Origin of the sequence: Roseibium sp. Sym1, from assembly GCF_027359675.1 — a bacterium.
In the GTDB taxonomy this organism is placed as follows: Bacteria; Pseudomonadota; Alphaproteobacteria; order Rhizobiales; family Stappiaceae; genus Roseibium.
Genome location: NZ_CP114786.1, coordinates 4,092,089 through 4,107,692, shown reverse-complemented (window position 1 = coordinate 4,107,692; position 15,604 = coordinate 4,092,089). Strand labels below are relative to the sequence as shown.

Annotated in this window: 12 protein-coding genes; 8 read left to right on the top strand and 4 right to left on the bottom strand. The window is 62.5% G+C overall.

Annotation, left to right across the window (positions count from 1 at the left end):
- Positions 1 to 102 precede the first annotated feature (102 nt).
- Complete coding sequence (locus O6760_RS18635; protein WP_269581212.1) at positions 103 to 1,026, top strand: PfkB family carbohydrate kinase; 924 nt, start codon at positions 103 to 105, stop codon at positions 1,024 to 1,026.
- 109 nt (positions 1,027 to 1,135) lie between these two features.
- Positions 1,136 to 2,068 (top strand): pseudouridine-5'-phosphate glycosidase, encoded by a 933-nt coding sequence (locus O6760_RS18630; protein WP_269581211.1) that lies wholly within the window; start codon positions 1,136 to 1,138, stop codon positions 2,066 to 2,068.
- Between the two features lie 6 nt (positions 2,069 to 2,074).
- Here the strand turns inward: O6760_RS18630 and O6760_RS18625 are convergent, their stop codons facing one another.
- Entirely contained in the window at positions 2,075 to 4,489 is a 2,415-nt protein-coding gene (locus O6760_RS18625) for a DUF3772 domain-containing protein (RefSeq protein ID WP_269581210.1), read from the bottom strand.
- A gap of 390 nt (positions 4,490 to 4,879) precedes the next feature.
- On the opposite strand from O6760_RS18625, the gene O6760_RS18620 reads away from it, so the two are divergent.
- The 4 genes from O6760_RS18620 to O6760_RS18605 all read left to right on the top strand — a co-directional run bounded on the left by O6760_RS18620 (position 4,880) and on the right by O6760_RS18605 (position 9,186).
- Positions 4,880 to 6,085, top strand: a complete 1,206-nt coding sequence (locus tag O6760_RS18620; protein WP_269581209.1) for a cell surface protein — start codon at positions 4,880 to 4,882, stop codon at positions 6,083 to 6,085.
- A 28-nt stretch (positions 6,086 to 6,113) separates the two neighbouring features.
- Positions 6,114 to 7,040, top strand: coding sequence for a DUF6384 family protein (locus O6760_RS18615; protein WP_269581208.1), 927 nt, complete (start codon positions 6,114 to 6,116; stop codon positions 7,038 to 7,040).
- 37 nt (positions 7,041 to 7,077) lie between these two features.
- Positions 7,078 to 8,517, top strand: a complete 1,440-nt coding sequence (locus tag O6760_RS18610) for a hypothetical protein (protein ID WP_269581207.1) — start codon at positions 7,078 to 7,080, stop codon at positions 8,515 to 8,517.
- 174 nt (positions 8,518 to 8,691) lie between these two features.
- Positions 8,692 to 9,186: a hypothetical protein gene (locus O6760_RS18605; protein WP_269581206.1), complete on the top strand. Its 495-nt coding sequence runs from the start codon at positions 8,692 to 8,694 to the stop codon at positions 9,184 to 9,186.
- 171 nt (positions 9,187 to 9,357) lie between these two features.
- Here O6760_RS18605 and O6760_RS18600 read toward each other — a convergent pair whose 3' ends face one another.
- Positions 9,358 to 9,786: a VOC family protein gene (locus O6760_RS18600; RefSeq protein WP_269581205.1), complete on the bottom strand. Its 429-nt coding sequence runs from the start codon at positions 9,784 to 9,786 to the stop codon at positions 9,358 to 9,360.
- Positions 9,787 to 9,894: 108 nt separating this feature from the next.
- Here O6760_RS18600 and O6760_RS18595 point away from each other — a divergent pair, with 108 nt between their 5' ends.
- Positions 9,895 to 10,509, top strand: coding sequence for a TetR/AcrR family transcriptional regulator (locus O6760_RS18595; protein WP_269581204.1), 615 nt, complete (start codon positions 9,895 to 9,897; stop codon positions 10,507 to 10,509).
- Positions 10,510 to 10,847: 338 nt separating this feature from the next.
- A complete protein-coding gene (locus tag O6760_RS18590; RefSeq protein ID WP_269581203.1) occupies positions 10,848 to 11,243 on the top strand; it encodes a VOC family protein in 396 nt (131 codons plus the stop codon).
- On the opposite strand, the gene O6760_RS18585 is transcribed toward O6760_RS18590, so the two are convergent.
- Positions 11,195 to 11,881, bottom strand: coding sequence for a helix-turn-helix transcriptional regulator (locus tag O6760_RS18585; RefSeq protein ID WP_269581202.1), 687 nt, complete (start codon positions 11,879 to 11,881; stop codon positions 11,195 to 11,197). The genes O6760_RS18590 and O6760_RS18585 overlap by 49 nt on opposite strands.
- A 141-nt stretch (positions 11,882 to 12,022) precedes the next feature.
- On the bottom strand, positions 12,023 to 15,343 hold the full coding sequence (locus tag O6760_RS18580; RefSeq protein WP_269581201.1) for a hypothetical protein: 3,321 nt from the start codon (positions 15,341 to 15,343) through the stop codon (positions 12,023 to 12,025).
- Between the last annotated feature and the right edge of the window lie 261 nt (positions 15,344 to 15,604).

Below are 15,604 nucleotides of genomic sequence, written 5' to 3'. Positions count from 1 at the left end.
GCCCTCCCGCTTATCTGCTAGCCCGCCTGTCAGACATGTCAGCGTCCGCAAGATCCCGCCTCCGGGAGCCCACGGACCGCCAGAGAGAGCCCTGTTCCGGACGTGACCACTTCACCCGCCTGCCCGGTCGTCGCTGTCGGCGCGATCCATCATGACACCATCGCCCATGCGCGCGAGCCGATCCGGCCGGAAACCTCGACCCCGGCCCGGCTCAGTGCCAGGCCCGGCGGGGTTGCAACCAACCTGGCGCGTGCCCTGGTGCGCCTCGGCGTGCCGACACGGCTGGTCGGCGCCCTCGGTGATGACGGCGCGGCACAGGCACTGACGGGTCAGTTGGAGGGCGAAGGCATTCGCCTCGCGGTCAGGACCCGGCCGGGCTTCGTCACCGGGCAGTATCTCGCCCTGCACGGGCCGAGCGGCGCCCTGACGGCGGCCTGTGTCGACGACCGTGTCCTCGCCGAAGCGCCGCCGGATCTCTTCGACGGCATTATCGACGAGCTCCTGGGCACCCTGCCGAAGGAAACGATCTGGTTCGTCGATGCCAATCTGCCGGAGGCGATGCTGGTCCGGCTGGGCGCGCGTCTGGGATCGCACCGCCTGATCGCCAATGCGGTGTCCGATGCCAAGGCACCGCGCCTGAAGCCGTTGCTGGGTGACCTTGAATGCCTGATGCTGAACCGCGGCGAAGCCGCCGCGCTGACCGCACTTGACCGTGAGACCGCCCCGGAAGCTCTCGCCTCGGCACTGGCGCAGACCGGTTTGCGCCGCTTCGTGCTGACCAGCGGCGCGGCCGATATTCTGGTTCTGGACGACGGGACAATCAGCCGCTTCACGCCGCAGGTCACCCGGATCGTCGATGTGACCGGTGCCGGCGACGCGCTCATGGCGGCGACAATCGCAGCCCTTGCGCGCGGCACCACTCTGGGCGACGCGGTGCCCTATGGTCTTGCCGCCGCCGCCCTGACTCTCGCCAGCACGGGCGCCCTGGCAGAGGATCTCAGTTGGGACGCCCTGCAATCTTTTTGACCATCCGGACAAATTCCGGCCTTGGCGCCCGAAAGCCCGGCGCCTATAAGACCGGCAGGACAGACCCGGCCGGAAACGCCGGAATTTGAGAATAAGAAAGGCCCGCGCCGTGACCGCCACTGCCTCCTCCGCAGCTCTTGAGGACCTGATCGTCTACAGCGACGAGGTCCGGGACGCCCTTCAAACCGGCAAGCCGCTGGTCGCGCTGGAATCGACCATCATCACCCACGGCATGCCGTTTCCGAAAAATGTCGAGACCGCCCGCCAGGTGGAAGACGACATCCGCGCCGAGGGTGCCGTTCCCGCGACCATCGCCCTGATGGACGGCAAGATCATGATCGGGCTGTCCGATGCCGATCTCGACCGTCTTGCCCGGGCGAAAGACGTGATGAAATGCTCGCGCGCCGACCTCACCTTCGCGCTCGCCACCGGCCGCTATGGCGCGACCACCGTCGCGGCCACCATGATGGCCGCCCACGCGGCGGGCCTGAAGGTGTTCGCCACCGGCGGCATCGGCGGCGTGCACAAGGGTGCGGAGCGGAGCTTCGACATCTCCGCCGATCTCGATGAACTCGGCCGCACGCCGGTCTGCGTCGTCTCCGCCGGCGCCAAGGCCTTGCTCGACATCCCGAAGACCCTGGAAGTGCTGGAAACCAGGGGCGTGCCGGTGATTGCCTTCGGCACGGACGAACTGCCGGCCTTCTGGTCGCGTGAGAGCGGTCTCGCAGCGCCCTATTCCCTGAACACGGCGGCAGAGATCGGTGCGCTTCTGAAGATGCGCGAGAACTTCGCTGATCATGGCGGCGTGCTGATCGCCAATCCGGTGCCGGAAGCCGACGAAATTCCGCGCGGCGAAATGACCGGCTTCATCGATGCGGCCATCGCGCAGGCCGAAAAGGACGGCATCCGCGGCAAGGAAGTCACGCCTTACGTGCTCGGCGCCATCCTGGACCTGACCGGCGGCCGCAGCCTCGACACCAACATTGCCCTGGTGCGCAACAACGCGCGGCTGGCGGCGAGGATTTCCGCCGCGCTTGGCTGACGGGCTTCACGAGGCCGGCGCGAATTCGGCCCCCTTCCCTGCTCCCAGGGCCGTGACCAGCTTGTCCACGTCCTTGATGTGCAGGTCGCGCTGAGGGAACGGAATCTCCACGCCTGCCTTGCCGAGTTCGTTGTAGACGGTGAACATGAGATCCGACTGGGTCGTCAGGATGTTGTTGACGTCCTTCAGGTAACAGCGCAGCTCGAAATTGAGCGCGCTGTCGCCCAGTCCCGTGAACAGGACAAAGGGCGCGGGGTAGCGGGCGATGGTGTAATGCCCGCGGGCCGCGTCCAGAAGGATCGCCTTGACCTTGTCCAGGTCGCTGCCATAGGCGACCCGCACCGGCAGCATCAGCCGCCCCTGCTTGTTGCTCAGGGTCATGTTGCGAACGGTGCCGGCAATCAGGTCCGAATTCGGAATGATGACGTCATGACGGTCGAAGGTTTCGATCCGGGTCGACCGGACCGAGATCTTGCGCACATAGCCCGACTGGCCGGACACCTCGATCCAGTCCCCTTCCTTGATCGGCCGTTCGATCAGCAGGATGATCCCGGACACGAAATTCGACACGATGGTCTGCAGGCCGAAGCCGATGCCGACCGACAGCGCCCCGGCGACCACCGCCAGGCTGGAAAGGTTGAGACCGGCCGTGGACACCGCGACCAGCGACGCCAGGGTCAGGCCGACATAGCCCGTTCCGGTGGCGATCGCATTCTGGGCCCCCTTGTCCATGCGCGTCTGCGGCAGCACGGTGTTTTTCAGGAGGTTCTGCAGCCACCTGGTGAGCACGACGCCGATCCCGAACACCGCCACCAGGACAATGAAGCTGTCGAGGGACAGCTGGATATCGCCGAGTTGCACGCCCTCCGTGAAGAGACGCCAGACCTCGACGATGTCCGTTCCGCGCGCACCCCAGGTCAGTGCAATCAGCGGCGCAAAGATCAGCGTCAGGACGACGATCAGACCCATCGAGAGAAAGACCGGCGGCGCGTCATCCTCACGCCGCATCGCCGTTTTCACGATGACCAGGACAAAGTGATAGAGCATGAAGCCGATGCCAAGCTGTGCCGCCGTCATGATCACCGGAATGATGGCGGCGCGGGCCAGTTGCACATAGCCGACCAGAGTCACGCAGACCGCCAGTATCGCCGAGGCCTTCATCAACAGCGACAGGAACAGAAGGAACCCCGATTCCTGAGGTTTGACATAGGCTTCTTCTATCTCCTCGTCATCTTCCTGGGCCGGTTCCGCCACCTGGTGCACCGCGTCTTCCTCGCTGGAGCGTATGACGCCGGCCAGCAGCCACAAAAGCACCGCGGCCAGCAGCAGGGGTGGCGCGGACAGCGCCGAGACGGTGGCCTCGCTTAAGGTGTTGTCCCGTTGCAGCGCCTCCAGGGCGATCTCGAGCGTCAGGAAGATGCCAAGTCCCTGGCACAGGCGCAATCCGCGCCGGGCGTCGCGCTCGTCCAGGTCAAGCAGGCGCCAGCGGCTCTGACCGGGCGCGAAAAGCGTATGACCGATCCAGTTGGCGATGATCAGGAAGAGCGCCATCGCGGGTATCGCCAGGGTCGCTGTGCGCGCGGAATTCGGATAGATGCCCAGGACGGGAAAGGCGGAGATCAGGATCACCGCCCCAATGGTCGGCAGGACGATGAAGCTGGCATTGTAGGTCAGTCCCAGGAGCAGCGCCTTGATACCGGTGGCCGGCCGGTTGCAGTAGAGTTTCAGCGCCCTGGAGACCGGATGCTGCAGGACCGTCAGGAACAACAACCCGAAGACCGCAAGACCAATGGCGAGCGGCACTGTCTCGTTCAGCTTCTTGGAGATACTCGGACGGGCCAGCTCGCTGGCGACATCACGTTCGAATCTCTTCACATAATCGGAGATCTCCCGGATGCCGGCGGACCATGTCGACGGAAACAGCGGTGAGGGATAGCGCAACAGCAGCGTGTCGAATTTCCGGGACCGCAGCTGCCTGTCCACCTGCCGGATGAAGAACTCGGCCTGGCCGAGCTGCTCGTTGGCCTGGCGCACGGGAGCGTTTGCCTCGGCCAGCGCGTTTGTCAGCTCCTTGCGTCTTGCCGCGATCTCCTCCGCCTCGACCTGTCCTTCGGGCGGCGGCGGCCCGAGGCTTTCCAGCTGCGCCTCCAGGGCGCTTGCGCGAATGTCTCCCCGGTTGACGATCGCCGCGTTGCGGTCACGCACCGCCACCAGCTGGGTGCGAAGCTGCTCCAGTGTGTTGGCAGACACGACCCGGTCCTGGAGGGCCGTGGTGGTCCGCTCGAACAGATCGGTCGACCCGGCGGGTGCCGCCGGTGGCCCCGCATCTTCACCCTGCGCCTGCAAGGGGCCGCATGTCAGCAGGAGCAGCATGATGGCACCCCTGAGCACCTGCCAGAACACCGTTGTGAAAGGAAACATGAATGCCAGCCAGTTCGTGATCAGTCGCAACGTTGTCCGGTGTCCCCGACAGGCCGAAATTTGGGAGACACTCAAGCAACGGACTCGCCATCAGGCTAGCCGTCTTTTCCGGGAAGAGCAAAACCGGCAGGATGCCGCCTGTTCACCGGCCGGCAGGGGCTGTCGCGCGGCCTGACGGATATTGCAGGCGATCGAAATGACACTGTCGCAAAAGCATCCTATTGATTTTCCGCAACAGGCTCGGATGTCTGTCCGGCCCCGGGCCGAAATCGGCGCCAAGCCGTTGACAGAGCGGCGTAAGCCTGCCCTAACATGCCCCTATAAGAGATTTACAGGACGATGCGGCACACTTGCTGATTGAACGCCGCCGTCTTTCGAGGAGGTCAGGACATGACAGACGCGCCAGCTTCACAAACACCCGAAAATGCAACGGCGCCGGCCGGCGGTTTCTCCCCGCTCCAGTATCTCGATCGGGCCCTGTCGACGCTGCGCGACATCGGCATCACGCCGGAGAGCGAGGCGGACGCCCCGATCAACGCACTTCTGGAACAGATCTCCGATCTCTCCCCCGACAAGGTCCTGATCATTTCGCGCACGCTCGCCCAGGCATCCAATTTCAACGAGGTTGTCCGCACCCAGGTTCGGCAGATGGACATCGGCGAGCGCTACGAGGAAATCACCGAGGCCTTCAACACCATCCGCGACGACGCCAAGGCCCTGGTCGACCAGCTGGCCGACGGCAGGATCTCCTTCACCGAGAACCTTTCCAACAAATGGCGCGACATGCGCCGCGGCACCATTTCGGACCGTTTCGACGACATCCGCGGCACCTACAAGGATGTTGCCAGGGCCACCAAGGACCAGATCGAGCGCGAACAGACCATCCTCGAAGCCTATCGCGACTTCCGCGGCGCGCTGAAGCAGGCCGAGGTGACCGCGCTCGAGATCCTGAACATGGCCACCGAGAAACTCGGCGCGTCCAAGGCGGCCCTTGAAGCGGCCTCCGGCGAGGTCGAAGCCTATGCCGGCGACGACCCGGCACAGAAAGCCCGGCTCGAGCTGGCCCGCGATGAAAAGCTGCGCGAGATGCAGGATGAGGACAAGCGCTACCAGATCGCCAAGGACCTCTCCGACAACCTGACGGTCGGCTACAACACGTCGGAAGTGATCATGGCGCGCCTTGTACAGACCACCAATGCCAAGGAACGGGTCTACGCCCAGTCGGTCAGCTTCTTCTCGACCAACGAATCCGTTCTGACGGCGCTCAACGCGTCCTTCACCGGTCTGCAGGGCCTGCATGAATCCACCGAAACGCTGAACGCCATGAAGGACGGCATCAACAAGAGCCTGGAGACGCTGGCGGAGATCGGCGACACGGTCCAGCAGGAGGCCCTGAAGGCCGGGTACGGCCCGACGGTCGCGGCCGCTTCGGTCAAGAAGCTGGTCGACAGCGTCGTGAACTTTCAGGTCCATTCCCGCGAGATCATCAACGAGATGCGCGAGATGTCGACCAAGAATTCCGAGGAAATCCGCAACGCGGTCGAGGACGGCAAGCGCCGGCTCGCCAAGCTGACCGCACAGGGGCAGGCCCTCTAAGCCGCCCCGCTGGAGAAGACACCCGTAGATGGCAAGCAAATCCGACGCCAGTCTCGATGACCTGATGATGGCCATGGACGTGGTCGACACGTTGCGTCACGAAGAGGGGCAGGTCGCCCGGGAGCTGAAATCCGACGCCCGCGACGCCGCCATGATCGAGCGGTTGCGCCAGGTCTATGCCTCTCAGGGGATCGACGTGCCGGATCACATCCTCAAGGCCGGCGTCGAGGATCTGAAACGGGACCGCTTCGTTTATGCGCCGCCATCTTCGGGCTTCCAGCGCACCTTGGCGATGATCTACATCTCCCGGGGCACCTGGTCGAAATGGCTTGCCGCGGTGGCCGCCGTGCTGATCGTCTGCGCTGCCGCGTGGTTCTTCCTCATCAAGTTGCCGGCCGATCGGGCAGAGGCCGAGCTTCTGGCCCGCCTGCAGGCCCTGCCGGACACTTACTCGGAGCTGGTCGGGCGGATCGGGTCGCTGTCGGATGATGCCGATATCGGGGCCAAGGCGCAAAGCCTGGCAGAGGACGGCCGCCTGGCACTCGCGGACGGCCGCAACGACGCCGCGTTCAAGGCCGAAACGGACCTGCGCAGGCTGACCGGTCAACTTCAGGAAGTCTTCGAGGTTCGGATCATCTCGCGAGAAGGCGTCCCGACCGGCGTCGAACGCATTCCCGAGGCCAACACCAGCACCCAGAATTACTACATTTTGGTCGAAGCCATCGACCCGGACGGAAATGTTCTGGAACGGGAAATCCTCTCGGAGGAAAGCAGTCAGGCGGAACGGGTCGACAAGTGGGGACAGCGGGTCTCCGAGACCATCTACAACGCGGTCCGGCAGGACAAGATGGAAGACGGCATCGTCCAGAAGGGCGTGCTCGGCCAGAAGCGGCGCGGCGAGCTCGACATCAAGTGGCGCAGCGGTGTCCAGGACGGAGCGATCACGAAATGGTAGGCAGCGGTAACCGTTCATTCGCGCTGGAGGAACCCGCATGCTGACCGGGCGCCAGACCTTGGGCACCATCGAGCAGTCGCTTGCCGACCTGCGCCGCGAGGAAGCCGAGCTGAGCAAACGCATCGAGCGCTCGACCCGTGCGCTGACCGACCTTCAGGAGCGGCAAAGCGAAGCCTACCGGGACCTTGCCCGTTTCCGGCTGGACACCGACAGCGCGGGCACGCTCAACACGCGCCTCGACAGCGCCGCCCGGGAAGCGCGCCGGCTGTTGGACAAGCGCAACGCGGATTTCAAGGTTCTGACCGATCAGCTGCGCCAGTGCGAAAGCGAGCGCGCCCAGCTGCAGAAAAAGCGCGCCGGGCTCGACGACACCCGCGACGCCGCGGAAAACCAGATGGACGAGCTGATGGAGGCCGTCGACAGCCGTCTGGAAGACGACGAGGCCTACCAGGCCCAGCGTCACCGGACCGAGGCGGCCCTGGCCACCGCGGAAGCCGCCGCCACCAAGGCCGCCACCTCCGAGCAGGACCGCCTCGAGAAGGGCAAGGCCTACGACGCCGACCCGCTGTTTGTCTATCTCTGGCAATGCGGTTACGGCACGCCCGATTACAAGCGCCGCGGCCTGGTGCGTTCGCTCGACCGCTGGGTCGCTGGGCTGATCCGTTTTGACGACGCCCGTGCGAACTACGCCATGCTGACCAGCATCCCCGAACGCATGGCCAGGCACGCGCAGCATTGCGCGGAGGTCGCCCAGGAAGAACAGGCCAAGCTGGCCGAGTTCAGCCGGAACGCGATGACCGATGCCGCCGGATCCGACCTGGTCGGCACGATCGAGGACCTGAGCGGCGACATCGACCAGATCGACAGTGACCTCGACAAGCTCGACCGGCGGATCGAGACCCTGTCCGGCGCGCTCACGGAGTTTGCCAGCGGCGAGGACACGGACTTTCAGAAAGCCGAAGAGCACCTGTCGGTCTCCCTGCAGGCGGACGACCTCAACGACCTGTGGCGGGCCGCCCTCGATACCCCCTCGCCCGACGACGAAAAGATCGTGCAGAGGATCGAGGACCTGAGCGAACGGGTCGAACAGATCACCCGTGAAATCCGTCAGGACAGGGAATTGCAGCGCGATATCAGCCGCCGCCGCGCGGAACTGGCCGATGTCATCAAGCGGTTCCGCTCCAGGGGCTACGGCAGCTGGGAATCCACGTTTTCCGACGACAGGCTGACCACGGTCCTGCTTGGCGAACTGGTCAAGGGCGCGATCACCGGCGCCGAATACTGGTCCCGTGCCGAGCGGGCGCACAAGCGCCGCAAGCCGCGCGGGCGCCAGGTCGCCTTTCCGGGCGGATCCGGGTTGCCGAAATCCATGGGCGGGTTCGGCGGTTCGCGCGGCAACAAGACCTTCGGCGGCGGCGGGTTCAAGAGCGGCGGCAGCTTCGGCGGCGGCGGGTTCAAGACCGGCGACAGTTTTTAAAACCTGTGGCGGAAGTTGTTGAGCATCCAAGTTCCGACACAAGGCTTCGTTAGGGGTGTTGTGTCAGTCTTTTGCCGGAAAAATGCCGCGGCACCGAGACCGCCTGTTGTTATTTGACTGCAAGCCAGATTAGAACGTGCCCTTTAAGTGACCATTGAGAACCCGGAACAGCCGATGCGACGTCTTCTTTTCATCAGCCTGAGCGCCCTTGCCCTCGCCGCCTGCCAGTCCGGCTCGTCGCAACGCTCTTCCGTCAGCGACCAGCCGCAGCTCAGCGTTCCGGCCGGTGCCCAGTCGGTCAAAATCGCCGCGGATCCAACGGCCGTGCGCGCGGCGCTGACATCCAGCGCCCAGGAACGCGGCACCGTGGTGCTGCAGGACCAGCCCAACATGGTGGTTCTGGAGCGGCCGATGCTCGGCGAGAACCCGGCACTCGATTCCGAGTTCGGCCCCTCCGACAACGGCCAGCGCGTGATCCGCATCCGCGTGCGCTTCACCGGCACACCCTGCGAGACCCTCGCTGTCCAGGACCTTGCGGTCATCAACAATGTCCGCACGGCGCTCGAGCAGAGCTTCGTTCTGCCGGGCAACCCGAACACCATGCAGAGCCTGCAGGGTCTCAAATCCCGCGCCGAACAGAACAGCTCCTGCCCGCCGATAACATCCTGACCGCGTTTTGCCTGCCACCGGCACGATCTTTCTGGCGTCGTCAACGCAGTTGTTGACTATGGTCTGAGGCATGACCGGGAACCGGTCATGCCTTTGCCATGCCGGGTCCCGGGATGGTTTACGGCGGTGGAAGACCTCCCTCGCCCCTGAGCGCGGCACGATCGCGGATTGTCAGGCCGGCAGGGCTTCCGGGGCGAACTGTTTCAGGAAGTCCGCGCTCGGTGGGATCGGCTTGATGACATCGATCAGGACGCCGTCCGGATCCCGCGTGATGAAGTGACGCTGACCGAAGGCCTCGTCGCGCAGCTCCTGCAGGATCGGCAGGCCGTTGGCCCTGGCCGCTTCGAAGACCGCGTCGACATCCTCGACCTCGAAATTGAGCAGCAGCCCGCCGGCTCCCCTGCCACGGCCCGCTTCCGGAATGGTCTCGTGGTTCCGGTCGAGCACTGCCAGGTTGACCTTGTCATCCTCCCCGGACTGCAAGTGCATGTACCAGTCGGCTTCGAACACCACCTTGAAGCGGAAATTGTCCTGGTAGAACCGGGCCGTCCCGGCGACATCTGAAGTCATCAGGACCGGGTAATATTGTGTGCATTTCATCGCTCATCTCCTGCTTAAGGGTCTTCCAGCGCGTGCCAAGGCTTTCCAACCCCGGGATAAAGACATACAGTCTGCATGTAAGTTCCAATTAACATACAGGCTGCATGTATGCAAGATACAGAACCCGCTTCCCCTGCCCCGGCCCCGCGCAGGACCCAGGCAGAACGGCGCGCGGAAACCCGCAAGGCGCTCCTCAACGCCGCGCGAGACCTGATCGTCGACAAGGGGTATGCGGAAACTGCGACGCCGGAAATCGTCAAGGCAGCCGATGTCACGCGCGGTGCGCTCTATCACCACTTCGCCGACAAGGCGGACCTGATGCGGGCGCTGGTGCGCCGGGAATCCGAAGCTGTTGCGGCGGATATCGACGCCGGGACAAACACCGGTCAGACGCCATTGGACGCATTCATGGCCGGCGCCAGCGCCTATTTCACGGCGATGTCCGTGCCAGGCCGCGCGAAGATCATGCTGCTGGAGGGCCCGACCGTTCTGGGCCTTGCCGAAATGGCGGAGATCGACCGGGACACCGGCGGCGCCACGCTTCTGGAAGGCCTGCGCCACGCCGCCAGCCACGGCGCCTTGAAGGACATTCCCCTTGAACCGCTCGCCGACTTGCTTTCCTCAGCCTTCGACCGGGCGGCGCTGGCCATCGCCAACGGCGAAGACCGTACGGCCTATGAGACGGCGACCCGGAAGCTGCTCGCCGGCATCCTGAAGGACTAATACCAACCGCAATTAATAGGAACCGATCTGATGTCGTTGTTCCGGTTTGCCGGCAAGGCGCGTTGCGCAGGACGGCCTGGTTGGCCGTTCAAGCGGCGCAACGCCGTCCGGCGGGCCGGAACAGGCCACCGAAGGCCGCGTTTGGAGGCTGTTCTGCCGCGTCGCAGATTTTGGACGATACCCCGATCGCCCTGCAATCTGCTCCTTACCGAACAGTCTCCAAACGCGGTCAGATGGGTTCCTATTAATTGCGGTTGGTATAAAGCTGTCGCGATCCTTCAAGACAGGCGGTGGGCCGGCGTTTACAAGACCTGCGGATCAACACCCAGGAGCCAACCGTGATATTCAGATATACGATTCTCTACGTCGACGACGTCGCCGCCGCACTTGCCTTCTACGAGCGCGCCCTCGGACTGGAACGCCTGTTCCTGCATGAGAGCGGCGACTATGGCGAACTGGCAACCGGCGAGACCAAGCTGGCTTTTTCCTCCAAGACGCTGATGAAACAGCTCGGCAAGACGCCCGGTACGGCGGACCCGGCAAAACCGGTCTTCGAACTCGCTTTCGAGACGGACGACGTGCCCGCGGCCTTGAAGAAGGCTGTCGAGGCCGGCGCAACACTGGTCCAGGACGTGCGCGAGGAACCCTGGGGCCAGACGACCTCCTATGTCCGCGATCCGTTCGGTTATCTGGTCGAGATCTGTTCGCCGGTCCAGTTGCCCAGCGCGGGCTGACACAACAGCACCAACAGATCCGGGAGAACCTTCAGCTCGGCGGGCGTCCGCCCGAACCAGCGCCGGAACTCCCGGGTCATGTGCGCCTGATCGCTGAAACCACAGAGAAACGCGATCTCGCCCAGCGGCAGTCCCGACGTCAGAAGCCCGGCCGCCCGCCGGACCCGCGCCAGAAGCCGCCAATAGTCCGGGGCCGGCAGTCCCAGCGCCTTGACCTGCCGCTGCAGCGTGCGCCGCGACACCCCGAGCTCCGCCGCGACGCTCTCGACGCTTGCCCCGGGAGCGACCAGCGCCAGGATGATCTCGTCCGCCGCCTTCCCTGCCGCCTTCCCTGCCGCCTTTCCCGACGCCAGTTCGTTGCCAAGCACTTCCTCCGCACGGCCGCAGTCCCGCCGAAGCTCTGCCAGCACGCCTTGTCCAACCACTGCCCCGGGACGGAGCCGGAACCCGGTGATCTCCGTCCCCGCAGCCAGCTCCGCCACCCGCGGCCGCAAATCCAGTTCCGTCAGAATGATCTTTTCCGCCCCTCCCTTTTCACGGACGATCAACACGTCCCGGCAGCCGTCCGGAAACACAGGCGCACGTTCGGCGGTGTCGGTGCGGTGGTGCCAGGTCTGGAAGGCAGTGGCATGAAACATGGGGACAGGGTTTGGAGACAAGGACCCGGAGAGCTGAAAAGGACGGCGGAACGGCTCGCTTCGACTGGAATATCGACGACGGATCGCGCGCAAGCAGTGTCCCACGCACGTGCTTATCGCGCAATCAGGATGGCAATGCCGCTACACCATGTCGTCCGGGAAGCTGAGCTTCAGCACCATGTCATTGTAGTCGAAGTCGGAGTCTTCCGCCGCTGACAGGTCTTCGAACCCGAATGTGTTCGCGCCGTATGTCCGGATGTATTCGTATCCGCCCTCGTGCGCGTCCCCGATGAAAAACACGTTGCCCGACTGGGTGAACAGGACCGGCGCATAGTAGCCGTCTTCCCCGTCAACCACCCATGTGTCCGAGAAGTCAAACGTTCCGCCGCCACCCTCGAGCAGATAGCCGCCGTCGACTTCGTCCCTCAGAGCCTGACGGAATTCTTCCGTATTGCCGTATTCCACGCCGCCGACGCTCGACGGGTCGCCGGTTTCCGGATCCAGCAGGACCCGCACAAAACCGATTTGGTTTATGTTCCCCGCGCTGCCTGCCAGATTGAGCGAAACTTCGGTCCCGTGCTCCAGGAAGACGAACTCCTCATTGTAGCTGCGCTGCGCGGAAGCAAGCTTTTGCTCGAAAGTCAGATCGTTATCGACCACGGCCTGTATCTGTATGTCGCCAACTTGCAGAATTGTGTTTCCGTCAGACGAAAGATCTTGAACGGTCGGGGTCATATCGATCCTGCCATTTCCGGACAAAACCGCGAAGCACAAGACTTGATCGGCCTCCAGATACACTGTCTGATTTCCGAGCAGGATGAGACTCAGGTCATCTGCATGAACGGAGGACAGCGCCCCACGAATGGATTGTTCAAACGTGATTTCGGGGCCGTCAAAGCCCTCCCGAGACACGTAGTAGCCCTCAAGGTCCCTGACGAAGAGCAGAATGGTATCACCGTCTCTTGTGCCCGCCGCCTGTTGAACGTCGAAAGAGATCCAGCTGCCAAGGTTCTCAGGGTCGGATCCGCCGACCAAACCGGACAACCCCAGGCACGAACCGCCTTCCACAAATTCAAGCATGCCTTCCTGGAGTTGGACATCGACCGTCAGGGTTCCACTGGCCTTGCCTGCCTTCTCCAGGTCGCCGGTGGACGCATCCTTTATGTATTCGGTCATGGTGACCGTATACGTTCCGTCGCTCAGGTCCAATACGGGCGTTTCCCATTGTCCGTCGATGTCAGCCTGGGTATTGGTGAACCTGTGAATGGTGGAACCGTTCCACTTGACCTCGACAACGGCATAATTGAGGCCCTGGATCTTGTTGGTCTCTTCCTTCAGCCAGGTACTGTAATCCGTCGCGTCAACGTTCAAGCCGGTCCAGCCAAACACAACGCTTCCAAACGAGGTCGTGACCGTGTTGGTGTTCAATTGTGTCTGCCCGTCGAGCGCCTCAAAGACCGCCCCATCGCCCAATCGGCCAGCAACGGGTGCAGACGGTGATGTCTGGAACGTATTGTCGGGATTGTAAGTCAACAGGGAAGGATCGATCGCCGAAGTTGTTCCATGCAGGAGATTTACCGAGAAAGTTGGAACGGTTTCCCCGGAGAGGTCAGCCGCGGCGATCTGTGCCAAGCCGTCGATCTGGACGTTCATGGCATCGGTTTTCGGATTTTCGAACTGCAGCCCGGATCCCCTGTCGTCCATCCTGGCGTAGAGGTTGAAGGTCTTTTGAACGTCCCCTTTGCCAACCACAATCTGGTACCAATAGTCGCCGGCGTTTGAATAAGGCAGACCGGTGATTGTCATGCTGCCCGGGACCGGACCGGCGGCAGCCGGTGCGTTCGCAACAAACCCGTCCGCCCCCTTGACGATCGTCCAGTTGCCCCAGAAATTGTCTCCGGTCGTCTTGAACTCTATCAGCGTGTCGGGCGCATCAAAGTCCTTGGTGGACTTGACCTTCAGCGCCACATAAGGACTTGTTTCTCCCGGTTCGTTCGCCAGCATCATGCTGGTGTTGAAGAAGTTGAGCGTGATATTGTTTGCGCCCGTTGTGTCGGCTTTCTCGTAACCTGTCCCCCCAATGGGCGTCAGATAATTGTTCACCTCCGGCTGAACATAGCCGGTGGGCGTCTCGCTATCGTCGAAAATGGTCAGGTCAATTTCAGAGACATTCCAGGTACCGCCGGATTGCGCGCTGTTGCTTACGGAAATCAACGGATCCCCGTTGTCGAAGTGCTGCATCACATTGTCGGAATAGCCGAAGCCGTAGGAATTGGAGTTCTTGAAGAGAATCTCCGCATACGGATCTCCGGAATGCGCAGCCGCGGTTTTCAGATGCTCACCGAAGGCATAGGTCGGATCCCAATTATACGTCTTGTTCAGATCTATCCCCTCCGTGACGGAAGGGTTCAACGACGCACCCGAGTTGCCGAAATAACCTGCGGAGAATCCCGTCACCAGTTGGGTCAGCACCGCACCCCACTGATTGTTTTCACCCGAGTTCATGGTCCAGTCTGAATGAACGTCGTGGTCCAGAATCTGGTAGGGCGTGGCGTCCGTTTTCGACGTATAGACGCCGACATTGCCCAGGGTGGAATAGATACTGTTCTGCAGATCTTCAGACGTGATCTTTATATAGCCTTTGATCTGGCTGGAACTGGTCGGCGACAGCCAGAAATAGTCGCCATCGTCTGACGCCACGCCCTCCAGCGTGTAGGCGAAGTACCCCGCCTGGTGATAAACGCCGTTGGCATCCGCAGCTCCGTTGAAGAAGCCGTCGAGTATGATCTCGTTTGGCGCGACGTCCAAAAGGCTCTCGACATAGGCCTCCCAGTCGGACGCATTGAAGGGCTGAGGGGATGCGGGCGCATCAGGATCCTGGTAGATCGCCAGCGTCTCGGCCGGAGACAAGGCCGACATGTTCTCACCTGCCAGGGCGCCTTCGGCATATGTGTAAACGGTCTGGCTGCCCGCGTCGCCGATACCGTCGAACTGTGTGAACAGGTCCGAGCCGGAGAGACTGTAGCCACGGGAGTTTTCTCCGTCGGAATACTTCACCGTGAGACCCATGGGCAAACCGAACCCGTTCACGGAAGTGAGATTGCCCGCATCCGCCGGGTTGTTGCTGAGGGTGACCTCGAAACTGTCGAGCCGAAACCCGTATTTTTGCCCGTTGAACCAGTTCAGCTGGGATTGTTCGGTAATGACGTCGGGTATGTAATTGGCGCCCCCCATGCCAGAGTCGTCGGCACTTTGAATGAGAAAATACACTTTGCCGCCGACAAGATCATTCGGCAGGCTTATCGCTTCTGGTGCCGCTTCGGTCGCATCCAGAATGGAAACAAATGTGGGCGTGGCGATCCCCTCGCCATATGCAATGGCCCAGGCCTGAACCGTGGTTTCACCGGAAAGCTTCGTATGCAGAGTGTCGGAGAGTGAGACATTCAGCGTGGTCGTAGTCATGCCTGCCTTCCCTGAAGGAGGTCCTTGTAGAGCTTTCCCGGGCGGTTGGGTTGCTGAGCTTTCCCGACGGTAGCGATGAAGTTGCGGTCGTCTGGAAGACGCGTTTTGCCTCGGTCGTGACCTCACACGGACTGTGGTTTCGAGACCATATTCAAGATGAATCGCCTGGTCGCGGCAATGGGCTGCGCGAACAAACTCACCAGAATTTTCAGTATTTTATTCTTGATGGTAAAAGATTTTCATCCCGATCCGATAGGTTTC